We start from the raw sequence: 26,945 nt of genomic DNA, 5'->3' as shown, positions 1-26,945 counted from the left end.
AAATAAGTGGCAAGGGTTTTGTAAATGTATAATAAGAAGATTTGTAAAAGAGATAGCAGATTAAAACTGCTATCTCTTTCATTTATAAATATTAAGAGTACAAATTATCTTACCTCGTTTATTAAACCTTTTCTATAGGCTTTGAGCAATAATTTCAAATCTTTAATTTGATTTTTAAGATCCTTTCCTATGTCTGTATCACCAACTTTTTTTCTGTCTAGTTTTTCTACTATTTGTGTTGAAGATAATATATCCGTTTCTTTACTAAATGCATCTTCAATTGATTTGAAAGGTTGATGAGATATTAGCTGAAGTCCATAGGAATTATAAGTCAATGTGTATCCTGCGAGGCCAGTTTGACTTCTATAAGCTTTAGCAAAGCCACCATCTATAACTATCAGTTTTCCATTACACTTTATTGGGTTTTCTCCAAATTTATTTTTAACTGGAACATGTCCATTTATTATTCGTGATTCAGCTGGATCTAATCCAAATTCTTCAAAAATCATATTACACATTTCTTCAGAATCCCTAAAATTGTAGTAGGGATTTTTCTTTTCTTTATGTGTACTTTTGTCTTTTATAAAGTATCTTTCAAAAGTTGTCATATCTTCTTTTCCAAAAAGAGAAGAACAGGCTCCAGTCCATAAATACCACATTATATCAATACCATATAATTTTTCAGCACTGCCTCTAGTACTGAAATAACCTTCTCTAGCTAAAGAATCAAATTTATCTAGAAGTTTTTTTCCTTTATACTCTTCACCATGAATAGTCATACTTTTAAAAGTTTTATCTTTATTTAAAGGAATACAGCCGTGAAATAAAAGATTAGAATTATAAGTTAAATATAGTCTTCCTTTATTAAATAAAAATAGAACGTGCTTTTGCAATTTATCGCTATTTATAAATGAAATTTGAAGCTTAGAAACCAATTTTTTTTCATCACTCGTAAGTTCAAAAGGATTATTAATATTGATTGTAGGGAAACTTTTGTCGCAAAGCTCATAAGTTATATTGTTTAAAGTTATGGTGCCATCACTATAATTTATCTTATCTAAAAGTAATCTATGATCCATATTAAATTCAGGTCTTCTTTTTATAATTTCATATTCAAGTTTAAATTGAATAATTGTTATGGCTTTATGCATTTTAGAAATAAGCTCAATTTCAGAGGCTCCATATAATGTTTCATCTGTGTTTTTAGGAACGAAAGCTATGCAATTATCATTTTTATAGTGCTTAAGTGCAAAAGTTGCAAGAGGTAATAAATTTATACCGTAAATATCTTCGATGACGTCTAGATTAGAATATCTAGCTGCTATTCTTAAAACATTTGCTATACATGTAGTATTACCTGAGGCAGCACCCATCCACAATATATCATGGTTACCCCATTGTATATCAACAGAATGATAATTTATAAGGGTATCGAGGATTATATCTGGTCTAGGACCTCTATCAAATATATCTCCGATTATGTGTAATCTATCTATTACTAGTCGTTGTATTAATTTAGATAGAGCCACTATGAACTCTTGGGCTCGTTCAATTTCGATAATAGTATTTATTATCCCATCATAATAACCCTGTTTATCATTATTATCAGATTCTTCATGTAATAATTCTTCTATAATGTAGCTAAAATCTGGAGGTAGCGCTTTTCTTACTTTAGATCTTGTATATTTAGAAGATACATGTCTGCATAATTCAATCAACCTATACAGATTAATTTTATACCAATCATTTATATCTTTTTCTTCTCTTAGAACAATCTCTAATTTTTGTTCAGGATAGTATACAAGTGTGGTTAAACTTCTTTTTTCACAGTCCATTAAAGAATTTTCAAATACCTCTTGAATTTTTCTCTTTATAGCCCCTGAACCATTTTTTAATACATGAACAAAAGGCTCATATTCACCATGAAGGTCAGCTAAAAAATGTTCTGTACCTTTAGGTAAATTTAAAATAGCTTCTAAATTAATTATTTCAGTTGATGCCGCTGCAATAGTAGGATATTGCTTAGCAAGCAGACTTAAATATTTTATGTCATCATATTTTTCCATGACATCCTCCTTTTATAAGAAAAAAAGTTTAGTTTAAAAGTAAACTAAACAAATTTCATTTTAAAAGTATACCTATCTCTATGTATATTTTACATTATATAAACTTATAATTCCATAGTAAATTTACAGTTAATGGAATAAAAACTTAATTATATTCCTTTAGGGACATTATTAAGCAATCCTCTTTCAGATAATATATCGTATATTGTTTGAGAGGTTGTATCTTCTAATGTATATCCAAGTAACTTCACTACTGTTTCCAATTTTTCTTCCGATGTAGTTTCAATTTCTAAATATGGGAAGGGACAAAAACTCTTGTCATTAATATCAATTTCAATTAAGCAATCAAGTAATTTATAGCTTTCTCTATATTTTTTATTAGATTCTTTCAGAACTAATCCAAGAGATTTAAATATACCTTCTCCCATAGTTTTGTTATCAATTATAACTTCATTTTCTTCCATGACTTTAAATCTGCCCTGGGATAGCATTTTTTTGGTAGTCATAAAATACACGATTTTATTATTAATCATATCATTTATAGTTCTTATTCTAGCATATCCTTTCTTATCTAAAAGACGTCCATCTTCAAAATCATATATATCATTTACTTGATCTTCCATTTTAACTTTTTCAGCACCATTTGATAATAAAATTTTCCTTATATTTTCAACATCAATATCAACGATCCTGGTTTCTAACTCTTGCATAGAATAGCCTCCTTAGTTAAAGTTAATAAATAATACTTAAAAAGAGTAGATATTTATTTTTATATAATAATATAATATAGCAATTTTAAAAGTTGTGCTAGTAAAATTGATTTATATGGCATATTTATAGTAGAGTCAGAATTATCTAAACAATTATAATAATATGAAGAATATGGTTGCAAGAAATAAAAATATTATTATATAATGAATTCAAAACTGGTAGTATCCAGTTATATTTTCACAAAGATTTATGTAGAAGAATTCAAAGGAAAATTTCAAATGTATCTTAGAAAGCGAAAAACATGGGACAATATATAGAGGTGCATTTATATAGTAGGTTAAAAGTTATAAGGACAAATTTTATGTTTTTAATGTGGACTACTTATGAGTGGGGGATAATATTAAATGAAAGGATTACCTAGAAAGGAAGAAGTAATAAAGAGTCTTATTGAGCTTGAAAAGATCAAAGGAAGAGGAATAACAGCAGATGAACTGGGATTTTATATAGGAATAGACCGAACAAATATAAGTAGGTATTTAAACCAATTATATAAGGAAAAAAGGATAAATAAAAAAGAAGGACGACCAGTTATATATAGTAGTATCAAAAGTTACAAGAATGAAATGAATTCAATTAAAAATAAATCGGACATAATCGTGAAAAATATAGATAGCCTTGAAATGCTCATAGGTTCAAATCAGTCACTTAAATTACCTGTACAGCAAGCGAAAGCTGCAATATTATATCCTCCTAGAGGCTTACATGCTCTTATTTTGGGTGAAACTGGTGTAGGAAAATCGCTATTTGCAGAAGCAATGTACAATTTGCTAAAGACTCTAAAATAATAGCTGCTGAAGCTCCTTTTATTAGATTTAATTGTGCCGATTATTCAGATAATCCTCAGTTAGTTGTGGCACAAATATTTGGAGTAAAAAAAGGTGCATTTACGGGGGCAGATACTGATAGAGAAGGTTTGTTAAAGAAAGCTGATGGAGGAATATTCTTTTTGGATGAAGTACACAGGCTATCACCACAGGGGCAAGAAATGTTATTTACTTTTATAGATAAGGGATATTTTAGGCAGCTTGGAGATACTGAGAAAAAGGTGAAATCTGAAGTGCAGATTATAGCAGCTACTACGGAGAATCCACAGTCATATCTTCTGAAAACATTTACTAGAAGAATTCCAATGGTGATAGTATTACCGACATTAAGAGAAAGAAAATTAGAGGAAAGATATCTTCTTTTAAACGAGTTCATAACAGAAGAATCTATAAGAATCGGAAAGAGCATATATATTAGTAAAAATGCGATTATTTCATTTTTACTATATGACTGTCCTAATAATATAGGGCAATTAAAAAGTGATATACAATTAGCTTGTGCTAAAGCATTTTTAAATTATAAGATTAAGAAAAATAATTATATTTTGGTAGATAAAAGTGATCTGCAACCTAGAATTCAAAAAGGAATAATGAGAATTAGAGAATGCAGAAAAGAAATAGATAATTTATCTCAAGATATGGCTGATATTTTAAGATTTTCAAGTGAAGATAGTATACTAAAAAATATTGAATTTCATGAAAATCAAATAGAAGGCTCGGAAAATAAAAGTTTTTATTCGATAATAGAAAATAAGATGGAAAACTTAAAGGCACGAGGAATTAATGAGACAGAAATAAATGATATTCTAAATATTGATTTGGAAAAATATTTTAGAAGATATATTAGTAATATCACAACAAATGTTAAAAAAGATGAGATTGCCAAAATTGTAAACATTAAAGTAGCTACAGTTGCAGAAAAAATGTTGAGTATAGCATCTGAAAAGTTAAATAGGGATTTTGATCAGAAAGTTTATTTTGGGTTAGCACTTCATTTACAGGGAAGCATCGAAAGGATTAATTCAGGAAAAAAGATATATCATCCTAAGCTTAATATTATAAGGGTAGAAAATAGGGAAGAATTTGCTGTGGCCATGGATATTATAAAAATTGCGGAAAAAGAATTTCATATAGATATCCCATTAGATGAAATAGGCTATATAACTATGTTTTTGGCTGCATGTAATGATGAAAATAGTGAACAATTAGAGAAAAAGGCGCGAGTTCTAGTAATGATGCATGGAACAAGTACAGCTAGCAGCATGGCTGAGGTAGCTAATTCTTTAATAGGAGAAGAATATGTGCAAGCTCTAGATATGCCACTAACTATGAAGGCTGAGGATATGCTAGAGAAAGCTAAGAAAAAAATTAAAGAAATATATAATGAAAAAGGTATATTGTTACTTGTTGATATGGGATCATTGGTTAACTTTGGAGATATAATTAGTAATGAATTAGAAATAAAAATTAAAACCATAGATATGGTCACAACACTAACTGTTATAGAGGCAGGAAGTAAAGCTTTTAATGGGAGAAGTTTGGATTCAATATATAATTTATGCAGAGATATTGGAAAGTCCTCTATGCAAGTTTCTAAGGAAGACTATAAATACAATAAAGAACTAGTTATAATAACTACATGCTTTACAGGTGAAGGTGCAGCAGAAAGAATAAAAATAAGAATAAGTAATAATTTGAAGAATATAGAAAAAGTAAAAATTATACCGCTTAATATTTCTGATAGGGAAGAGTTTTTTAGAAAAGTAAATAGGCTAAAAGAGAAGTTTGTAGTATTAGCAGTTGTAGGAACTATAAACATAGTTATTGAAAATGTTCAATTTATACCAGCACAAGATGTATTCTTGAATGAGGGAATAAACTATTTGGAGAATCTAGTGGACATTGAATATGACTTTCTAAAAGTTAGAAAAGCATTAAGTATTGAATTAAATGAATTAAATTCAATAAAGGTATTTTCAGATATTAGAGATGTAATAAGAAAAATAGAAGAAAATTTAAAAGTGAGAATTCAGCATGATGCACAGATAGGAATTTTAATTCATATCACTTTTCTTATAGATAAATTAAAGCATGGTGGTCAAGAATTAAAATTCAAAGATTTAGAAAATTATCGCCATATGTATAATAGTGAATTTTCATTGATTAAGAAAATTTTAAAAGACTTGGAGCGTGTATATAATATAAATATAGGAGATAATGAGATCGCTTATATAGTGAGAATTGTTAAGGAAAATATAGTTACTGTGTAAGAGCCAAAGCAGTGTGTAAGTTAAATTACACACTATTTTTTTAAAGTTGCACACTTCGATTCATGAATTGTGCGATTATGAGATGATTTATATTTATTTATGTATAAATATAATATTGGTATAAAACTTGCTTTATATAATAGTGTAATAGATGAATGCTAGTAAAAAAAATATCCAAGGAGAGGTTAAAAATGAAGAATATATTATTAGTTTGTTCAGCCGGAATGTCCACAAGTTTATTAGTTTCGAAAATGGAAAAGGCAGCTGAAGAAAAAGGGATTGAATGTAATATAAAAGCTGTAGGAGAGGCAGATGTTAAAGAATATATAGGTAAGATAGATGTTTTGTTACTGGGGCCTCAGGTTAGATTTTTATTATCAAAATTTAAAGCTAATTTATCGGATAAGAATATATCTGTAGAAGTAATTAATACAGTTGATTATGGAACAATGAATGGAGAAAAAGTCTTAGAAAGAGCTCTAGATCTTATAAAAAATAAATAATTGAAAAGGAGAGAAACATTGTGGAAGAAACAATAATGAATCTTATAGTGCATAGCGGAGAAGTTAGAAGTTATTCAATGGAAGCTATTCAATGCGCTAAAAGTGGGAATATAGATGGAGCAAGAAAATTAATTGAACAAGCAGAAGCAGAATTATTAAAAGCACATAATGTTCAAACATATTTAATACAAAAGGAAGCACGAGGAGAAAAAACAGAAGTTTCTTTACTTATGATTCATGCTCAGGATCACTTTATGACTAGTATGACATTAAAGTCTATGGCAGTTGAAATTATAGAAATACATGAAAAATTTAATAACAACATATGTTAGCCTAATTACTTATTTACTTAATGTTAAGGAAAAGGTAGTGATGATATGAAATACATTATAGGTGTGGATGGTGGAGGAACAAAAACGGAAGCAGTAGCTTATGACTTTCAAGGAAATATTATAGTTACTTCTGTAAAAGGATTCGCAAATTTGCTAAATAATAGAGAAAAAGCACTAAATAATATAGTAGATTCAATAAGAGAAATAATAGATGTTCTTAAAGAAGACGAACTTGTAGATTTATATCTTGGCATTGCAGGATCGGAAGTCGGAGATAATGCAAAAATTATAAAAGATACAATAAAAAATGAACTTAAGACTGACTGTGTACTTATGAACGATGCTGAAATAGCCCTAAAAGCTATGTTAAGGGGGAATGATGGAATATTGACAATAGCAGGAACTGGATCGATAGCATTTGGAGTTAAAAATAATTCAAGTGTAAGGTGTGGGGGATGGGGCAACTTATTAGGAGATGAAGGGAGTGGATATAAAATATCAATTGATGCTATAAAAAGAATGATATTTGAAGAAGAAAATTCTTTACCCAAATCAGAATTAACTACGAGAATTATGAAAAGGTTAGGTGCTAAATCAATAGGCGAAGTAGTAACTTTTGTATATTCCTCTACTAAGGACGAGATAGCATCTTTGGCAGAAGTAGTTTCAATATTGGGCGAGGAAGGAAATAAGATAGCTGAAGAAATATTGGTTAATGAAGGCGTAGATTTGGCTAAGACTGTTATAAATGTGTATAGAAAATTAAAATTTGAAAGCTGCTCTATTGCCTTGGTTGGTGGGGTTATAAGAAAAGCAAAGATATTAAGGAAATCTTTTGAAAAGTACCTAAGAGAAAATATAGTTATTGAGTATATAGTAGATGATGAAATTTCACCTACAATTGGTGCTTATTATATTAATAAAGCGAAGAGAGAAAGTAATGTTTAGGTAAATATTATACTAGACTATATAGAGCCATGGATGAGTTTTGACTTTATTTCAAATAAATCTTAGATATGGGGAGGAAATAATTATGAATAAATTTTTTGAATGGATGGAGGAGCACTTTGTTCCAATTGCATTTAAGATTGGTTCGCAAAGACATTTAGTAGCTATACGTGACGGATTTGCTACAATAACACCTATTATAATGGCCGGTGCATTTGCAGTATTGTTCAATAATATAGGATTTCAATGGTATCAAAATTTCATGGATTGGCTATTGCCAGCAGGTTGGAAAAGCTGGGGAGGATCTATATGGAATGGTTCTTATGCAATTATGTCAATATTAGTTGTATTTACGATATCATATCATTTAGCAAGATCGTATGATAAGGATGGCTTAGGAGCTGGAATAGTATCAGTTGCGGCATCGATGATCCTATATGCAACGACACCAGATGGAGGAGCATTTCCATTAACTTTTTTAGGGGCACAAGGTTTATTTATTTCATTGATAGTATCATTAGTATCTACAGAGATTTTCGTAAAGTTAATCGGCAATCCTAAATTAGTAATAAAAATGCCTAGTGGAGTACCACCAGCAGTTTCGAAATCATTTGCAGCATTGTTACCAACAATAATAATTTTAGCATTAGCAGCGGGAATTAAGGAATTATTTATAGTTATGAGTGTACCAGATATACATCAGGCATTATTCTTTACTCTACAGAAACCATTACAATTAATTGCAGGAAGCTTTTTAGGAGTATTTGTAATAGTATTATTGGTACATGTATTATGGTTTTTTGGTTTACATGGTTCAAATATACTAGCACCAGTAATAAATGCATTATTACTTCCATTACTTTTAGCTAATACAGAAGCAATAACAAATGGATTACAGCCAGAAAATATATTAAATAGTCAATTTTTAGATTCATATGTAAATATGGGAGGAGCAGGAACCTCAATAGCTTTATTGATTGCAATATATGTATTAGGTAGAAAAGCAGGTGCACAACAAAGGGCCATTGCAAATTTAGGTATAGCACCAGGAATATTTAATATAAATGAACCAGTAATATATGGTGCACCAATAGTTTTAAATCCGATCTATTTTATTCCGTTTATATTATCTCCTATAGTTTCATTAACCATAGCATATATATTAACAGTTATTGGGTTTGTTCCAAAGGTAGCAATAATGGCAACATGGACGACACCGCCAATTTTGGGAGCAATCATATCTACGAACTCAATCATGGGTGGAGTTACAGCTCTTATTTGTTTAATTGTAAGTATATTAATATATCTTCCATTTGTATATGTTGCTGGAAGGCAAGAATTAAGAAAAGAAAATGTAAAAGAGGAATTTTAATAAAGGATTTTAGCATAGTTATTTATAATGTTTCTTAGTAGAATATTCTTAATACTCTATATTAAATATTGAGTAATAAATGGAATTTTAATTAATATATTTATATTAGTCCATTTATTATATTAGTGAGTTATGAAATGTAGCAGATTCTTAGGAATCTGCTTTCTATTTATATCTTAAGATTTCTTAAATCTGTGCTTTACAATAAATAATATATTAAGCTATTATTAATATATTAGATTTATATGGTTTAAAAGAATCATAATAGATACTAACGGCTAAAAATAAGTAAAGTATTTAAATAATAAGGTTAATGATAGAATCGTTTTATAAGATTAATAATGTCATTTATATTTTCTAAATAATGTATTAATTCAGATGATAAGTGATTTGCTAAAGATTAGAAAGTTCTATAAATAATAAAAAGGGTGGTCATATGAGTAAAATTATTGATCCAGCAACGATAATAAAATCCTATAACAACAATATAGTTTCCGTAAACATGAATGGAAAGGAAAGAATACTTTTTGCAAAGGGAATTGGATTCGGTAGAAAGTCTGGAGATACCATTGAAAAGGGTACTGAGGTTGAAAAGATATTTGTTATTGAAGATGAGGATAACCTAAGAAACTTTAAACAAGTAATCGAAAATGTTGATGAAGAATTTTTTGTGCTATGCGAAAAGATGATATCATATGTTGCAAATGAATTAAAGGAAAATTTGGATGAGAGAATACACGTTGCATTAGTAGATCATTTAAATTTTGCAGTGAAAAGGCTTTCGGACAAAGAGGAAATAGAGAATCCATTTCTTATGGAAATTAGAGCATTATATCCACAAGAATACTCGTTAGCAGAAAAAGTTGCGGAAGTTTTACAAAATGAAAAAAAGGTAAAAATTCCAGAAGGAGAAATTGGATTCATAGCATTACATATCCATTCTGCTAGAAATTCAGGTAAGCTATCCAATACTATAAAGAATACACATTTGATAAACTCAATAATTGAATACGTAGAAGCAAAAACTGAAATAAAAATAGACAAAACATCATTAGATTATGCCAGATTTCTCACACATTTGAGATTTGCAATTAAAAGAATTTTAGATGACATATCTATTGAAAATGACTTTATAAAAGAAATAAAATCAAAATATAAATTATCATATAAAGTATCTAAGGGTGTAGCAAAAATATTAGTTTTAAAGCTAGAAAAGAAAGTTTCAGATGATGAAATAGCATATCTAGCAATGCATATAGAGAGATTTAGAAAAGCTACAATAAAACTCTAATTAAAATGGCTAACATATTAATAAAAACATGTTAGCCATTTTTTTTTTATAAAGTAAAAGTAATTACTTCATCTTCTCCAGCAACAACTTCTTTATCAATATTTGAATTTAAATCCTTGATTATATCCATGTTTGTAACAAGGACTGGAGTGACCAAAGAAAAACCTTTTCCTAAAATAAAATCCCTATCTATTTTTATAATTGGAGTCCCAGCTTTAACTTTAGTTCCAGCTTTAGCTAATTGTTCAAAACCTTCACCATTTAAAGAAACAGTATCGATACCTATATGAACTAATAACTCAGCTCCATTATCAAGAGTAATTGCAAATGCATGCTTTGTATTAAATACTAATGTTAAGGTTCCGTCAGCAGGTGAAACTACTGTATCTCCAGTAGTATCTATTGCAAGCCCGTCTCCAGCCATTTTTTCTGCAAAAACTTTATCTGGTACTTTTGATAAATCTATTGTTTTACCAGTTATAGGTGCAACTAATTTTGCTTCTTTATTTGAGTCCTTTGAATTTTTCTTAAAAAAATTAAACATACTTAATATTCCCGATTAAACAGGAACAGTCACTTCCTTTCATTCTGTTATTTATTGGTAATAAAAAAGCATAAGTTTCCGAATTACGCAAACTTATGCCTGATTAAACAGTAACACATTTATGTACTAATTATATTATTTCATACAATTAGTGTCAACAATAAAAAAATAAAAAAGGGTATTGACTATAGAATAAAAATAGAATAATATGAGTGTATAAGAATACGATCTTTGGCGTGTAACCGATTAAATCAGGGCATTAGCTGAAAGGGATAATATAATTTATCCTTTTCAGCTTTTTTATTTGCTGAAAAGGATACATGTCCATAAGAATTATAATGCATTTAGGGATATAACAATCCTTAAAATAAATTTTATTAATTATTATGGAAGGGGAATTATATTATTATGATGAAGTATTTACAAAAATTAGGAAAATCCTTAATGCTTCCAGTAGCTTGTTTACCCGTTGCAAGTATTTTAATGGGTCTTGGTTATTGGCTTGACCCTACAGGCTGGGGAGCAAATAACATTGCTTCAGCTTTTATGCTAAAAGCAGGTAGTGCTTTAATTGACAATATGGGAATTTTGTTTGCAATTGGTGTAGGTGTAGGAATGTCAGATGATAATGACGGTACAGCAGGACTTGCAGGACTTGTTTCATGGCTTATGATTACAACATTATTATCTACAGGAGCTGTAGCAATGTTTAAGGGAATTGATGTTAAAGAGGTAGCGCCAGCATTCGCTAAAACTCAAACACAATTTATTGGTATTTTATCAGGTTTAATAGGTGCAGCCTGTTATAACAGATTTAAAAGTGTTAAATTACCAGATGCATTGGGATTCTTTAGTGGAAAAAGATGTGTCGCAATTGTAACCGCAGCATATTCAATAGTTGCATCTATAGTATTATTCTTTGCATGGCCTCTTATTTATGGTGCATTAGTAGCATTTGGTGAAGCTATTGTATCAACAGGTGCAGTTGGATCTGGTATTTATGCATTCTTCAATAGATTATTAATACCATTTGGTCTTCACCATGCATTAAACTCAGTATTCTGGTTTGATGTAGCTGGAATTAACGACCTTGGTAACTTCTGGTCAGGTAAAGGAACACAAGGAGTAACTGGTATGTATATGACTGGATTCTTCCCAGTAATGATGTTTGGATTACCAGCAGGAGCATTAGCTATGTACCATACAGCTAAAGATAAGAAGAAGAAAGCGGTATATGGTTTATTATTAGCAGCAGCAATATCTTCATTCTTCACAGGTGTTACAGAACCATTAGAATTTGCATTTATGTTCTTAGCTCCAGGTTTATATGTTCTTCATGCTGGATTAACAGGAATTTCAGCATTTGTATGTACATTATTACCAGTAAGAGCTGGATTTAACTTTAGTGCTGGATTTGTAGATTGGTTCTTAAGTTTCAAAGCTCCTATGGCAGAAAATCCAATAATGTTAATCCCAATAGGTTTAGTATTTGCAGTAATCTATTATGTAACATTCCGTTTTGCAATTACAAAATTTAATTTAAAGACACCTGGTAGGGAAGATGATGATGCTGAAGAACTAAATGTAAAACTTGCGAATAATGATTATACTCAAGTGGCAGCTGTAATATTAAAGGGTGTTGGAGGAAAAGAAAACGTAGTATCTATAGATAATTGTGTAACTAGATTACGTTTAGAAATTAAAGATCAAGCTGCTGTAGATGAAAAAGTTATTAAATCAGCAGGTGTATCTGGAATAATAAGACCAGGAAAAACAAGCGTACAAGTTGTTGTAGGAACACAGGTGCAATTTGTAGCAGATGAATTTAAAAAATTATGTAAGTAAATTTGAAGATCAATAATTAGATTAGGAAAATTATCTGATTAATAAATTAAGAATATTTAAAAATGTGGAAAAGAGATTGATGATATAAGAAATTAAGTTTTATATCAGACTCTTTTCCATTTTTTTTGTATGCTTTAAGGCTTTTTTTTAATTTACTTAAAGTTTATAATATCTAATGTATAAATTTATTTGGTGGTGAAAATATGGAATACATAAATGAGATTAATATAAATGAAGCAGTTATTCATATATTAGATAGTAATGGGGAAGAACCTATTTTAAACGAGTATAGTTTGGAATTAAATGAAGATATATATTTTTTCTTACATAAACATTTAGAAAAATGTTTTAAGGATGAAGAACTTAAATATGGAAAGTTTAATCCAGAAAGAAACATAGTTAAAGAAGTATCCCAGGATTATCTGACTGGAGTAGACAATAATTTAGTTAAACTATCTAAAGAATTAGCTAGGCAGCTATTCATAATAATGAAAGGAAATGTGAATATCCCATCTGGAGATTTAATAATAGTGTCTCTAACTACAGATCAAGGTCCAATGATAGGAATACTTAAGATGGATTATGTTAAAAATTTTACTCATGAAGTTCAATTTATAGATCAGAAAATAGGTATAGGGATAGTACCTCAAGCAGCAGGACTTCCAGGAAGTGGGCAAAGAATTCAAAAAGCTGCATTTATTAAACCAATTATAGAAGAGGATAAATATAACTTAATGATTTTAGATAAGCAAAAAGGTAGTAAGGAAGATGAGTATGGAGCAAATTATTTTATAAACACATTCTTAGGTGCAAGCATTGTTACAAATGAAAGAGATATGACCAAAACTTTTGTAAAAGCAGCGGAAAACTGGACTAGAGAAAATGTTACAAATGATGCAGGAAGAGCAGAAGAGATTAGGACTGCAATAAAAACTAAATTAAAAGAAGAAGACTCTATTAATATAGAGGAGTTTTCTGCTGAATTATTTAATGATCACCCTCAAGCGAAGGAAGAGTTTTCAACTTATATAAAACAACAAGGATTGCAAGAAGAAGTAGCTGTGGATAAAACTTGGGTTGAGAAAAAACTAAAAAGAGTTAGACTTAATATTGATAAACAAATTGATTTGTATATAAATGAAGAGACATACCACGACCCTAGCAAGTTTGAGATACAAAGAAACGGCGATGGAACTATTAATTTAATAGTAAAAAATGTGATTAATTATATAGAAAAGTAGATAGCTAGGCTCTATGATTTGTTGCTATTTACTTTATATTTGAGAAAGTAAATGCTCTAAATAGTTTATTTTGTGCTGGCTGATTAACAGCAAGTTTTTAAGAATCTAATATATTTATATTGTGCAACCCACATATAAATATATTAGATTCTTATTTTATATGAATTTATTACCGGTATTTTTTTCTGTAATCAGAAGGCGATATCCCTAAGTTCTTAGCAAAGACCCTGCTAAGATAAAATCCGTTATCATACCCACATTTGGAAGCAATACAATCTAATGTATCTTCGGTTCTGAGTAATAATACTTGAGCTCTTCTTAATCTTAAAGAAGTTATATATTCAATAGGAGTGGTTCCTATACACTTGTGAAATCGTCTAGTAAACTGAACAGAACTAAGTCCCAGTGAAGCTGAAAAATCTTTGATTTTAATGGATTCATAAGCATATTTATTTAAGTACTTTAATGAATAGTTTATAATTTCATCCTGAACAAAGTTTTTTGGGGAGCTGCTATACTGTGTTTCTATATAATATAATTTCAGAATATCGCTTATCAATGAGCTTTTCCATTGGTTTAATTCAATATTGTTATTATGGCTGTATAGTTTTAAATAGTAGTACATATTATTGAGTCTTTTTAAATCTGATACAGATATTTTACCAACTGGAAAAGATGAAGTATCATCTCCAGAATTTATCGAAAAGTTTATGAAGTGAAATGTGAGAGTGGTAATGACCTCTCTTTTGAAAATCATTCCAGGTGGGCAAATTACAATATCACCAAATTTACCTTTTCCTTTATGAGATTCAACTTCGTAACTGCATTCACCATCTTCAATAGCGTAAAGTACCCAGTTCGAATCTATGTCTTCATCCAATAGAAAATGTTCTTTTTTATCCCAAAAAATATGTTGATTAATATTTACATTAAGATTATTTAAATCAAACATCAATAAGCCTCCTTTAAGAGCTAAGAAGATTATGCCATAGAAGAATTATAAGAAAATAGAAGTGAAATGTAAACATTTAAAAAATAATTAAAGTAATTATATCTGTATTTATATAGAAATTTTGATTGCAGAGTATGTGAATTACAAATATTCCTTTTTTAGATGTTTATATTTTGTGTAAATAATAATTGTTATATCAAATATATGAAATAAAGTATATGCAGATGATACGTTAGTGAATTCAAAAAATCAGCACCCTAATATATTATAAAGATATAATCAGTAAGAGGTGGGATAAGCTATAGTCTTCCTATAAAGCTGATTATGAAAAAATAATACAATGCATTGTAAATATTAAAACACTAAATAGATGTAGACATTTAGGATTAATATATCTATAAAGGGAGCGAATTATGAATTACAAAAATGTAAAAAAGGATATAACCGTAATAGGTGGTGGTTTAGCAGGTGTGTGTGCAGCTATTTCTGCTGCTAGAAATGGTAAAAGTGTTTCTTTAGTACAAAATCGCGGAATTTTAGGCGGAAATTCTAGTAGTGAAATTCGTGTATGGGTATGTGGAGCAACAAAACATGGAGTAAACAGATATGCCAGAGAAACTGGAATTATGGGAGAATTGTTTTTAGAAAATCAGTATCGCAATCCAGATGGAAATCCCTATTTTTGGGACATGCTACTATTAGAAAAGGTAAAAGATGAAAAAAATATTTCTTTATTTTTAAATACAGAAGTGTCAGAAATCGATGTAATTGAAGGAGAAAAAGAAAATAAAATAAAATCTGTGACAGGGTGGACAATTGGATCAGAAACTAAGACAAAATTTGAAAGTGAGGTATATCTAGATTGTTCCGGAGATGGATTTATTGGAGCATTAGCTGGTGCTAAATATAATTTAGGGAGAGAATCAAGATATGAATATAATGAATTATTGGCGCCAGAAAAAGAAGATAAAATTTTATTAGGAAGTACTATATTATTTTATACTAAAGATGCTGGACATCCAGTTAAATTTATTCCACCTAATTTTGCAAAAGATATAAGTAAAACCAGTATTCCAAAGAATAGAGTTATAAAATCCAATGACTCAGGTTGCTGCTATTGGTGGATAGAACTAGGTGGGGAAGTTGATATAGTAAAAGACAATGAAATAATAAAAGATGAGTTATGGGCACTAGTATATGGAATATGGGATTATATAAAAAATTCGGGAAATTATGATGCAGATAATCTAACATTAGAGTGGGTTGGGTCAATTCCAGGTAAAAGAGAATATAGGAGATTTATAGGAGATTACGTTTTAAATCAAAATGATATTATTGAACAGACTGAATTTGATGATAGAATAGCTTTTGGTGGTTGGTCAATAGATCTTCATCCTGAGAAAGGAATATATGAGGAAAGCTGTGGCTCGAGAAATATACAAGCTGATGGAATATTTCATATACCGTTTCGTTCCACATATTCTGTAAACGTATCGAATTTGATGTTTGCTGGAAGGAATATTAGCGCATCACATATAGCTTTTGGAGCAACTAGAGTTATGGCAACTTGTGCTACTATAGGAGAAGCTGTTGGATTAGCGGCAGCAATGTGTATAGAATACAAAATTATTCCTAGGAATTTATATATGAAGCATATAAAGAAATTACAGCAGATTTTATTAAGGCAAGATGGATCTATTATAGGAATAAAAAATGAGGACATGGAAGATAAGGCTAGATCAGCATCTATTATGGCATCTACATCATTAAAGAAAATTGAAGTCGTAAATTCTAACGATGAATATAGGTTGACTACAGATATAGGAATTTTATTTCCAATAGAAAACAGAGTTGAAGATATAGAAATACTAATTTCTAGCTTAGAACAGACTACATTGGAAGTAGAACTTTGGGATACAGGCAGAGCAGAAAACTATATTCCTAAAAATCTTTTGAAGAAGAAAAAAGTACAAGTGGAAAAAGGAAGAAATCAATGGGTTAAGAGCGACTTTGTATTAGAATCAGAAGTGGCAAGAAATCTATTTTTGGTTGTAAAGGCTAATGATAAAGTTACAATACATTTATCTTATGAACAATTAACAGGTGTACTTTCATTTACTAAAAAGGCTATAAAAAATACAAATCTTGATGATTATATTGGTATAAATCCAATTGTTGAGTGGTCTATGAAAGAAATGGCTAGAAAAGAATTTTGCTTTAGAATTCATGGTGAAACAAATGCATATTCTCCTGGTAAAATTATAGATGGTTACTCAAGACCTTATGGAGGTCCTCATATGTGGATATCAGAAGATATTAAAGATACAGATGAGTGGATACAACTTGAATGGGAAAATGATATTGAAATTAACGAAATTCATATTACATTTAACGATGATGTAAACGAAGATCTTATAAATCTTCATCACCATTACACTGATTTTTCTGTAATGCCTGAATTAGTTAAAGATTACAAGGTTTCCATATGGAAGGATAATAAATGGGAGGTTATTGCATCTAAGAAAAATAATCGTAAGCGAAAAGAAATATTTAAAAATGTAGGTAAGATTTTAGCAAATAAAATTAGAGTTACCATTGAATCAACAAATGGATGCAGGAAAGCTGAGATAATTGAGGTGAGAGTGTACTAAGATATGCTTCAAGAAGGCGCAATTAGAAAATAGCAAGTCAATCTTACAAGGTTATTTTCCGCTATACTGTTTCAGAAAATTATCATAACAGATGTAAGCACAAGCTACTATGTATTATGATTAAAAATAATCATAATATTTTGAAACCGCTATTTTCTTCAATTCGTCTAAATAGAGAATAATTTATTTAAAGATAGGAAGGAATAAACAATATGAATATAAATAATAATTATAAGACTAATTTGACTGAAGAGAAGCCAACTAGAGTAAGATATTTAGTATTAGCTCTAATATTTATAAATATAGTAATAAATTACATGGATCGTTCAAATATATCTGTAGCAGCATCTCATATGTCTAAAGATTTGAAATTATCAACTGTTCAAATGGGATTAATATTTTCAGCGTTTGGATGGGTATATGCTGCATTGCAAATACCTAGCGGATACTTAGTTGATAGATTTAAGCCTCGTGCTGTATATGCATGTAGTTTATTTATATGGTCATTAGCTACATTATTACAAAGTATTGTAGGTGGATTTGGATCACTTTTAGGTTTACGTTTATCAATAGGATGTTTTGAAGCCCCAGTGATGCCAGCAAGTAATAAGGTGGCATCAAGTTGGTTTCCAACAAATGAAAGAGCATCTGCTATTGCAATATACTCTTCAGCTCAATTTGTTGGATTAGCATTTGTGAGCCCATTACTATTTATATTAGAGGATAAGTTTGGTTGGAAATTCTTATTTATACTTACAGGATTTGTAGGGATAGCATGGTCAATTGTTTGGTATGCATTATATAGAGATCCAAGTAAAAGTAAACGTATAAATAATGCTGAGCTAAATTATATCAAAGAAGGTGGAGGTATAGTAGAAGATGAGGATGTAGATAATTCCACTACCAAGGAGAAAGCTCAGTTCAAGTTTAGCGATTTAAAGATGATGTTCTCTAACCGTAAGCTTATAGGAATATATATTGGTCAATTCACTATATCATCAACATTTTGGTTTTTCTTAACTTGGTTTCCAACATACCTTGTAGAATATAGACATCTAAGTTTTATAAAGTCAGGTTTTGTTTCATCAGTACCATATTTGGCTGCATTTTGTGGTGTTTTAGTTTCAGGTTTTGTATCAGATAAGCTCATAAAAAAAGGAGTTTCTATGGGAGTAGCAAGAAAAACTCCAATAATTATTGGATTATTATTAACAACAACTATAATTGGAGCAAATTTTGTTGATAGCACTCCATTAATAGTAATGTTCATGGCTATAGCATTTTTCGGTAATGGATTAGCAACTATTACTTGGATATTTGTATCATTATTGGCACCTAAAAATTTAGTTGGATTAGCTGGTGGTGTATTTAACTGCACTGGAGCTTTATCATCAATAGTTATTCCAATTGTAATAGGCATTATTGTATCAGGAGGTAACTTTACTCCAGCAATAGCTTTGATAGGTATTTTAGCTTTAATAGGAGCATTATCATATATATTTATAGTAGGAAAAATAGAAGAAAATAATTAGAATTAAATAATTAAGTTTTATATTTAATTTTGGATGAGATAAAAGTTAGTGCTAGTTACCAGCATTAACTTTTATCTTTTATTCTTAGATGGATTTAATTTACATATTTAAAACTTATTTTAAATAAAATAATAGATATAAAATTTTATATTTAGATAAAGTACATGTTATATGAATTTTGAGGAATAATATTCTAGAAGTTATTTAGTACATCGTTAAGAAATTTGCAAATACTTTTATTTGCTTTTCTTAGGTGTTTTAGTACGGAGGAGAATATTTATGAAGAAAAAAAACAAAGGATTATCTGCTTGGCAGCTCGCAATGATGGCTTTGGGAAGCATAATAGGAGGATCGTTTTTTCTTGGCTCAGCGGTGGCTATTAATGCGGCAGGACCATCTGTTTTGATATCCTATATATTAGGAGGAATTTTAGTATACTTTATACTTTATGCTTTATCTGAAATGACTGTTGCAAATCCACATTCAGGATCTTTTAGGACTTTTGCATCAGAAGCGTTTGGTCCTGGAACAGGATTTGTTGTTGGCTGGGTTTACTGGATTGGTATGGTACTTTCAATGTCTAGTGAGGCTACCGCTGTATCAATTTTATTGAATGAATGGATTCCGAATATATCAATAGCTATAGGAGGAACTATAATTATTGTTGGTGTAACTTTGCTTAATCTTTTAGGGGCTGATAAATTAAGTAAGCTCACTAGTGGTCTTTCAGCTATAAAGCTTTTTGCAATAATTTCATTTATAATTATATCTTTTCTACTTGTTACTGGAATAATTCCAGGAAGAACAGCGGTAGGGGCAGGAGAGCTTATGAGAGAGCCTTTTATGTCAAGTGGCATAGGAGGTATTGCAGGAGGAATGCTTATAGTAGTATTTGCTTATGCTGGTTTTGAAATAATAGGTTTAGCGGCTTCAGAAGCTGATGATCCAATAAAAACAATACCAAAAGCAATTAATTATACAGTTGTAAGTCTTATATCACTCTATATAATTTCCCTTATAGCATTACTTCCGTTAATTCCTACAGCAGATTTAAGCGAAAATATAAGTCCAATGGTTGCGGCTCTTGATAGATTGGGAATTACATGGGCTGGAAATGTAATTAATTTAGTACTTATTACAGCTATACTTTCTGCATCTCTCGCTTCTATGTTTGGGATTGCAAGAATGCTAAGATCACTTGCAGATGAAGGTGATGCTCCTAAGTTTTTGAAAGATAAAGGTGATATTCCTTACAAGGCTATAGTATTTTCTGGAATTTCAATGCTTTTAGGATTAGGATTTGGGTTGTTATTTCCTAGAATATATCTGTTTCTAGTAACAGCAAGTGGATTCTCTCTACTTTTTACTTACGCAGTAATTATGGCGACGCACATAAGATTCCGTAAAAGAAATGGATGCCCTCCTGATGGGAAATGTCAAATGCCGGGATTTCCGTATACGTCTTGGATTGGATTAATAAGTATGATTGTAGTTATTTTTAGTATGCCCCTTATTTCAGATCAGGCACCAGGACTTATAGTAGGACTGATAATGATAGCTTCATTTTCATCAATTTATATGATAATGAAATATTTTAGAAGTACTGAAAAAAATAAAAATAGTTATGCAAGAGTTAGTAATAAAATGAATCGTTCAAAGTTGATGACAGAATTTTCGGAAGAAGTTGCAAATGACAACGAATCAAAGCGAAATAATAATCAAAAAAGCCAATGTAAAAAATGCAGCAAGAAATAGATTGAAAGAAAAAAATATATATAAGTTCTAAATAAGATAACCAATTCTTTACAAAATTATTTAAGATAGCATCTAATAGCCTTAAATAAATATTAATGAATTAAATTTTATGGAACATATATATTATATAACTAAAATAAGGATATCTTTTAAATGCTTGACTTTGGGATTAAGTATTTGAAGGATATTTTTATTCTAAATTTTTTAATGATACGAATTTATATAATATTAGTTTTATCGTCTACAATAATATTGAAACTTACTTTCTCTAGATTTGCTTATAGAATATTCATATACTCTACTATTAGTTAAATAACCTATATTTTCAATCTGCATTACAACAGACTCGTTCGGTAAATCTAATAAATCGCTATCATATTTATTTAATTTGATAGAGCTGACAGTTCTGATGCCGTGACTAATTTTATAATCATATTGGGACTCAATATATGAAAGTAAACTGGATTCACAATCTTCTGTTTTAAGGTTTGGAAATAAGGAATATGGCATGTAAATCTCTTCTGTATGAATAGGATGGGATTCTATATAACGAACTCTTTTTATAAGCCAAACATGAGAATTTACTTCTACCTGCAATAATTTGCTAAGTTCATCAGATGAACTAATAAGTTTAAATTCATTAACATAAGTTGAGCCATCAATTGATTTAACCAAATATGACCTTTCAATTAAATGAGATATTACTTTTCTTATAGTATGTCTATTACATTGATATTTGATTGCTAGCTGAGTTTCAGATGGAATACGAGATGATACTGAGAGCTTCCCAGAAGTAATTTTTTCAATCAAGTCGTTAATAATATAATCACTTTTCAAGTTTACTCACCTCGTAATAGATAAAAATTATTTAAATATATTATAGCATAATCAAAAAAAATGTTGTATAGACAGGTGATGAAAGTTAGGTTTAATAAATATAAAATGTGATTAAAGTATTAAATGCTTTGTATAAAGATAAGAGGAGAGTGTAATTTATGAATAAAAAAAATATAAACATAATTCCTGATAATTTCTTTTGGGGAAGTGCGGTTACATCATTTCAAAGTGAGGGAGCATGGAATGAAGGTGGAAAAGGAATTTCTATAGTAGATAAAAGAGAAATAAAAGAAGGTTTTTCTAATTGGGAAGTAGCCGTTGATTTCTATCATAGATATAAAGAAGATATAGCATTGTTTAAGGAGCTAGGAATAAATAGTTATCGTACAAGTATCTCATGGACAAGAATTATTCCAGATGGAGAAGGTGAAGTTAACGAAGAAGGGATAAGTTTTTATAATGATTTATTTGATGAATTATTAGCTAATGGAATAGAGCCAATTATAACACTTTACCATTTTGATTTACCAGAGGCGTTAGCGAAAAAATATAATGGATTTGCATCAAGAAAAGTTGTAGATTTATTTGAGAAATATGTAGGAGTAGTATTTGAAAGATTCAAAAATAAAGTGAAATACTGGATAACATTCAATGAGCAAAATTTAGTTATTCCGCGTATGGAGTTGTGGGGAGTAAAAGTAAGTAATAATGTTAATAAAGAAGCTTTAGCGTATCAAGTATGTCACAATGTGTTTATAGCTCATGCTAAAGCAACTAAACTGATGCATGAAATAATTCCAGATGGAAAAATGGGCGGAATGGTTACTTATATGACAACATATCCAATGACGTGTAAACCTGAGGACGCATTAGCAAACTTAAAAGTAAAAGAGCTCTTTAATGATCTCTATTTTGATGTATTTGCTAATGGTGAATATCCAACATATGTGACAAGTAGGTGGAAAAGTAGAGACATAAAGCCAATATTCGAAGACGGAGATGAAGAGTTATTAAAAGAAAATACAGTGGACTATTTGACATTTAGTTATTATCAAAGTTCAACTGTAAAAGATGATCCGGAGGATACGGAGAGTATAGTAAAAGGAATGACACCAAATCCACTATTAAAGAAAAATGAATGGGGATGGGCTATTGATCCTATAGGTTTTAGAATAGCTTTAAAAGAGATATATGCAAGATATAAAATGCCAATCTTTGTAACTGAAAATGGGATTGGTGTTAGAGAAGAATTGAATGAAAATAAAACTGTAGAGGACGATTATAGAATAGATTATTTGAGAGCACATATAAAGCAAATGAAATTAGCCATGGAAGAAGGCGTTGAGGTTATAGGATACCTAACTTGGGGATGTACTGACATTTTAAGTTCACAAGGTGAGATGAAAAAAAGGTATGGATTTATATTTGTAAATCGTGATGAATCAGATTTAAGAGATTTAAAAAGGTATAAGAAAAAGAGCTTTGAGTGGTTTAAAAATGTAATTTCTACTAATGGGAAACAATTATAAGACAGCCATTAAGGTAGTATAGTATAGCTAAAGAAGTTATATGTTGAATTAGTAAGTTTAGATTTAAAACTTTAATAAGGAAGCGATAAATTAAAACTAGAGTACAGAAGTTTAATTGTAATATATATTTAATTAATTGATAAGTGTAAGAGGGATTTAATAAAAGTTAAGAAAATACATCTTTTATTAAATCCTTTTTCTAAAATAGAGCTATCTAATAAAATTAGTTGCAACTCTAGGTTCACTTTCAGGCAATGAAATACCTGCTTTTTTACCAGCATCTATGGACTTTAGAAGCCATGCCATATTTTTGCCAAGCATTCTCATTGTCTGCATTCCTTCTAAATCTTGTTTAACTTCTTCAGGAGTATTACCGTGAACCATATTCCAATACTGAGATGAAACAACCGGCATATTTGAAATAGTAAAATATTTATTTAATTGATCAAAAGCTGAAGCAGCTCCGCCCCTACGGCAGCTTACAACTGCAGCACCAGGTTTATGTGCAAAGCAATTTCCAGCATAAAAGAATCGGTCTAAAAAAGATGTAATTGAACCTGAAGGAGCAGCGTAATGAACAGGTGAACCGAATATAAATCCATCAGCTTCTTTTGCCTTCTCTAAAGCGATATTTACGATATCATCACTAAATACGCATTTACCTTCACCACTTTTATAGCAGCCACCACAACCAATACAGCCACTAATAGGTTTATTTCCTATTTGAAAGATTTCTGTTTCAATATTTTCTTTTTCTAATTCACCGGCTACTTCACATAAAGCGGTATAGGTACATCCTTTAGCTTTTGGACTACCATTAATAAGTAATACTTTCATTTTCACACCTCACTATTTAATCGAACAAATTTATATAAAATTTTTAATAATTCACTATTGGATTGAAGTTTATGTTTGGATTTCCAAATACTTTTGCAGTAACTGCTGTAATTTTATCTAATAAGTCGGAATTTTGAATAACAGTTAGATGAACTGAGTTATATGCACCCATCCCTACTGGTGCTGCACAGCCAGCATTAATAATAGTATTTAAAGATTCATCACTGATTTACTCAGATTTATAGCTTCTAGTAGATTTACGCATTGCGATTACTTTCATTAATTCCATAGTTAAAATCTCCTTTTATAAATTATTATACTTAGTTAAATGAACTTAGTATAATAATTATACCTACTTGTACAATTACGAACAAGTAGGCACAATTTTATTATTAGGTATCATTTTTTATACTAGGTAACAATTTGTTAAGGATATTATGTATGTTTATATCATTATTTGAAACGCTTAACCATTCTTCTGGAATTATAATATGTTTGCAGCTATTAGAGTTATTTTTTAAATATGTGTAGATTATTTGAGATTCATCGATTTCTTCTTTTCCAATTTCCATTGGAACATCTTCATTGTTAAAGTAAAATAAAATATTATCTTTAAGAATACCTTTCAATGCTTCTAAATCAAAGTTTTTTAAAGTATATTTTTCACTAAAGAGTATCTTATTTCCTCTAATAAGAAAAAATTTAACTATGTCATTATCTAAATATTCAAGCAAAGCAATATTTCTATTTTTTTTAGTAAATTTGACAATTTTAATTTTCTCTAGCAAATAATTTACTGAGCTTATGTAATCCCTATATTTAGCGGCAGTTTCAAAATCAAATTTTTCAGAAGCGCTATTCATTATATGTTCCATTTCCTGGAGAATGATTTTATCATTACCATTAAGAAGATTTATTATTTTATTTAATATATTAAGATACTCTTCTCGTGGTGTAGTATCTAAACACATTCCAATACATAATCCTAGAGAGTAGTTAAAACAGGATGAAGTTTTTCGCTGATTAATACTGCATTGTATTTTGCAGTATTCTTTAATACCATAAAGTCCTTTTTCAACAATGTTTTTTCTTGAATATGGACCAAAATAAATGTTTCCATCCGTTTCATTTGATTCATGAGATATTTCAATATTTGGATATTTTTCGTTAAGAACTATTTTTATGTAAGAATATGACTTAGGATTTTTCATTAGCCTATTATAAGCAGGCTTAATTTTCTTTATTAATTTGCATTCAAGCAAAAAAGCCTCAAATTCAGTATCAGTAATTTTATACTCAAAATCCTTGAGATTTTGAACTAACTTAAGAATTTTAGGAGAATGAGATTTAGAATTTATAAAATATGATCCAACTCTACTTTTTAAGTTCTTTGACTTACCAACATAAATAACGTTATTCAGTGAATCCTTCATAAGATATACACCAGGTGAAGAAGGAAGTTTTTTTACTTTTTCTTTTAAATCCATATCCATATTATCTCCTCTAAAAATATATGTTGAGTAAATTATCATTAGTTAAATTAAAAATCAATTATTCATATAATTATATCTTATCATCACGCCTGTAAAATTAATAATAATTATAAAATAAATATTTAAATTATGTGTAAATATAAAAAAATGATATAGTTGTTTGCGCAGAGTGCATCAGAAAAAAATTATTAGAGTTTCATTATTTCAAGATAAAAAACTTTTACTGTTTGAACGTATGTGAATTGAAAAATTTTTTATCTTGAAATGATAGAAATTCTTTGCAATTTTTTTAGCAATCGAAGTAAACAAGTATATCATTTTTCTATTAACTAGAATTTTATTATTTCATTAATTTAACAAGGACAGCTTTTTGGGCATGTAATCTATTTTCAGATTCATCGAAAATTGAATCAGCATGTTCTTCTAAAATTTCAGCTGAAATTTCTTCTCCTCTATGAGCAGGAAGACAATGAAGCACCATAGCATTTTTATCAGCAATAGTCATTAATTCTTTATTAACTTGGAATCCTTCAAAGGCTTTAATCCTCTCATTAGCCTCACCTTCTCTGCCCATACTAGCCCAAACATCAGTAATTATAACATCAGCATCTTTAGCTGCTTCAAGTGGAGATGTAGTAATTGTAAAAGTAACGCCTTCTTTTTCTGCGATCTCTTTAGCTCTATTAAGGTATTTCTTAGATGCCGTATAATTCTCAGGAGATGCAACTGCAAAATTCATGCCGACTTTTAGGCAGCCAATCATTAGAGAATTGGCCATGTTGTTACCATCGCCAATAAAAGCAACTTTTAGACCTTCTAATATATTCTTATTTTCCCTTATCGTCATTAAATCAGCTAGTACCTGACAAGGATGTTCTTCATCTGTTAATCCATTTATAACCGGAATTGATGCATATTTAGCTAATTTTTCAACCTCATCTTGTGAGAAAGTTCTAATCATTATGCCTTGTATAAATCTAGAAAGAACTCTAGCAGTGTCTTCAATTGGCTCACCACGACCAATTTGCATGTCTCTATCAGTCAAAAAAAGTGAATTTCCACCTAATTGATACATGCCGGTTTCAAAGGAAACTCTGGTCCTAGTAGATGATTTTTCAAAAATCATTCCTAAACTTTTACCTTTAAGATGATGATGTTCTATGCCATGTTTTTGTTCGTATTTTAACTGATCTGCTAAATTTAAAATATCCAGAATTTCCTCTTTAGAAAGATCATCCATTTTTAGTAAGTCTTTTTTCATATATATGCCTCCAAACAATAAGAAAGTGAAAAATAAGCAGTTAGGGAGAAAATCCAAAAGATACGATAAAGATTATATTCATACCAAAGTA

Annotated in this window: 20 protein-coding genes and 1 pseudogene; 12 read left to right on the top strand and 9 right to left on the bottom strand. The window is 29.6% G+C overall.

Annotated elements, in window-relative coordinates:
• Positions 1 to 104: 104 nt before the first annotated feature.
• A complete protein-coding gene (locus tag AXY43_RS11040) occupies positions 105 to 2,066 on the bottom strand; it encodes a fructose-1,6-bisphosphatase (RefSeq protein WP_105411546.1) in 1,962 nt (653 codons plus the stop codon).
• Between the two features lie 149 nt (positions 2,067 to 2,215).
• On the bottom strand, positions 2,216 to 2,776 hold the full coding sequence (locus tag AXY43_RS11035; protein WP_012060696.1) for a class IV adenylate cyclase: 561 nt from the start codon (positions 2,774 to 2,776) through the stop codon (positions 2,216 to 2,218).
• A gap of 405 nt (positions 2,777 to 3,181) precedes the next feature.
• On the opposite strand from AXY43_RS11035, the pseudogene AXY43_RS28445 reads away from it, so the two are divergent.
• From AXY43_RS28445 to glcT, 6 genes and pseudogenes are all read left to right on the top strand, one after another.
• Positions 3,182 to 5,931 (top strand): annotated as a pseudogene (locus AXY43_RS28445) (sigma 54-interacting transcriptional regulator).
• Positions 5,932 to 6,122: 191 nt separating this feature from the next.
• Positions 6,123 to 6,434 carry a PTS sugar transporter subunit IIB gene (locus tag AXY43_RS11025; RefSeq protein WP_012060694.1) on the top strand — a complete coding sequence of 104 codons (312 nt, stop codon included), beginning with the start codon at positions 6,123 to 6,125 and terminating at the stop codon, positions 6,432 to 6,434.
• Between the two features lie 20 nt (positions 6,435 to 6,454).
• Positions 6,455 to 6,766, top strand: coding sequence for a PTS lactose/cellobiose transporter subunit IIA (locus AXY43_RS11020; protein WP_012060693.1), 312 nt, complete (start codon positions 6,455 to 6,457; stop codon positions 6,764 to 6,766).
• 45 nt (positions 6,767 to 6,811) lie between these two features.
• Positions 6,812 to 7,714 (top strand): N-acetylglucosamine kinase, encoded by a 903-nt coding sequence (locus AXY43_RS11015; RefSeq protein WP_012060692.1) that lies wholly within the window; start codon positions 6,812 to 6,814, stop codon positions 7,712 to 7,714.
• Positions 7,715 to 7,799: 85 nt separating this feature from the next.
• Complete coding sequence (locus AXY43_RS11010) at positions 7,800 to 9,086, top strand: PTS sugar transporter subunit IIC (RefSeq protein WP_012060691.1); 1,287 nt, start codon at positions 7,800 to 7,802, stop codon at positions 9,084 to 9,086.
• Positions 9,087 to 9,522: 436 nt separating this feature from the next.
• A complete protein-coding gene (gene glcT, locus AXY43_RS11005; protein ID WP_012060690.1) occupies positions 9,523 to 10,377 on the top strand; it encodes a glucose PTS transporter transcription antiterminator GlcT in 855 nt (284 codons plus the stop codon).
• Positions 10,378 to 10,423: 46 nt separating this feature from the next.
• Here the strand turns inward: glcT and AXY43_RS11000 are convergent, their stop codons facing one another.
• Positions 10,424 to 10,921 (bottom strand): PTS sugar transporter subunit IIA, encoded by a 498-nt coding sequence (locus AXY43_RS11000; RefSeq protein ID WP_012060689.1) that lies wholly within the window; start codon positions 10,919 to 10,921, stop codon positions 10,424 to 10,426.
• Positions 10,922 to 11,329: 408 nt separating this feature from the next.
• On the opposite strand from AXY43_RS11000, the gene nagE reads away from it, so the two are divergent.
• Together nagE and AXY43_RS10990 are read left to right on the top strand one after the other, a co-directional pair.
• Positions 11,330 to 12,766, top strand: coding sequence for an N-acetylglucosamine-specific PTS transporter subunit IIBC (gene nagE / locus AXY43_RS10995; protein WP_012060688.1), 1,437 nt, complete (start codon positions 11,330 to 11,332; stop codon positions 12,764 to 12,766).
• 203 nt (positions 12,767 to 12,969) lie between these two features.
• Positions 12,970 to 14,007 (top strand): nucleoid-associated protein, encoded by a 1,038-nt coding sequence (locus AXY43_RS10990; protein ID WP_012060687.1) that lies wholly within the window; start codon positions 12,970 to 12,972, stop codon positions 14,005 to 14,007.
• Positions 14,008 to 14,176: 169 nt separating this feature from the next.
• Here the strand turns inward: AXY43_RS10990 and AXY43_RS10985 are convergent, their stop codons facing one another.
• Entirely contained in the window at positions 14,177 to 14,959 is a 783-nt protein-coding gene (locus AXY43_RS10985) for a helix-turn-helix domain-containing protein (RefSeq protein ID WP_012060686.1), read from the bottom strand.
• A 413-nt stretch (positions 14,960 to 15,372) separates the two neighbouring features.
• Here AXY43_RS10985 and AXY43_RS10980 point away from each other — a divergent pair, with 413 nt between their 5' ends.
• The 3 genes from AXY43_RS10980 (at position 15,373) to AXY43_RS10970 (ending at position 20,897) form a co-directional block, all read left to right on the top strand.
• Positions 15,373 to 17,610 (top strand): FAD-dependent oxidoreductase, encoded by a 2,238-nt coding sequence (locus AXY43_RS10980; RefSeq protein WP_105411545.1) that lies wholly within the window; start codon positions 15,373 to 15,375, stop codon positions 17,608 to 17,610.
• Between the two features lie 212 nt (positions 17,611 to 17,822).
• Entirely contained in the window at positions 17,823 to 19,142 is a 1,320-nt protein-coding gene (locus AXY43_RS10975; RefSeq protein WP_023973901.1) for an MFS transporter, read from the top strand.
• Positions 19,143 to 19,421: 279 nt separating this feature from the next.
• On the top strand, positions 19,422 to 20,897 hold the full coding sequence (locus AXY43_RS10970; RefSeq protein WP_023973900.1) for an amino acid permease: 1,476 nt from the start codon (positions 19,422 to 19,424) through the stop codon (positions 20,895 to 20,897).
• A 234-nt stretch (positions 20,898 to 21,131) separates the two neighbouring features.
• Here the strand turns inward: AXY43_RS10970 and AXY43_RS10965 are convergent, their stop codons facing one another.
• Entirely contained in the window at positions 21,132 to 21,734 is a 603-nt protein-coding gene (locus AXY43_RS10965) for a GntR family transcriptional regulator (protein WP_105411544.1), read from the bottom strand.
• Positions 21,735 to 21,892: 158 nt separating this feature from the next.
• On the opposite strand from AXY43_RS10965, the gene AXY43_RS10960 reads away from it, so the two are divergent.
• A complete protein-coding gene (locus tag AXY43_RS10960) occupies positions 21,893 to 23,263 on the top strand; it encodes a glycoside hydrolase family 1 protein (RefSeq protein WP_039769964.1) in 1,371 nt (456 codons plus the stop codon).
• Positions 23,264 to 23,473: 210 nt separating this feature from the next.
• Here the strand turns inward: AXY43_RS10960 and AXY43_RS10955 are convergent, their stop codons facing one another.
• The 4 genes from AXY43_RS10955 to argF all read right to left on the bottom strand — a co-directional run bounded on the left by AXY43_RS10955 (position 23,474) and on the right by argF (position 26,854).
• Complete coding sequence (locus AXY43_RS10955) at positions 23,474 to 24,100, bottom strand: flavodoxin family protein (protein ID WP_023973897.1); 627 nt, start codon at positions 24,098 to 24,100, stop codon at positions 23,474 to 23,476.
• A gap of 43 nt (positions 24,101 to 24,143) precedes the next feature.
• The gene (locus tag AXY43_RS28440; RefSeq protein WP_257792340.1) at positions 24,144 to 24,272 is read right to left on the bottom strand and encodes a hypothetical protein; all 129 of its coding nucleotides are present in this window, start codon (positions 24,270 to 24,272) and stop codon (positions 24,144 to 24,146) included.
• A 220-nt stretch (positions 24,273 to 24,492) separates the two neighbouring features.
• The gene (locus AXY43_RS10945; RefSeq protein ID WP_171983594.1) at positions 24,493 to 25,587 is read right to left on the bottom strand and encodes a GIY-YIG nuclease family protein; all 1,095 of its coding nucleotides are present in this window, start codon (positions 25,585 to 25,587) and stop codon (positions 24,493 to 24,495) included.
• 346 nt (positions 25,588 to 25,933) lie between these two features.
• Positions 25,934 to 26,854, bottom strand: coding sequence for an ornithine carbamoyltransferase (gene argF, locus AXY43_RS10940; protein ID WP_023973895.1), 921 nt, complete (start codon positions 26,852 to 26,854; stop codon positions 25,934 to 25,936).
• Positions 26,855 to 26,945: the final 91 nt, after the last annotated feature.

It is taken from the genome of Clostridium sp. MF28 (genome assembly GCF_002969175.1).
In the GTDB taxonomy this organism is placed as follows: domain Bacteria; phylum Bacillota; class Clostridia; order Clostridiales; family Clostridiaceae; genus Clostridium; species Clostridium beijerinckii.
Note: the sequence above shows the minus strand (reverse complement) of the source record. Positions and strands in the feature narration are given on the sequence as shown.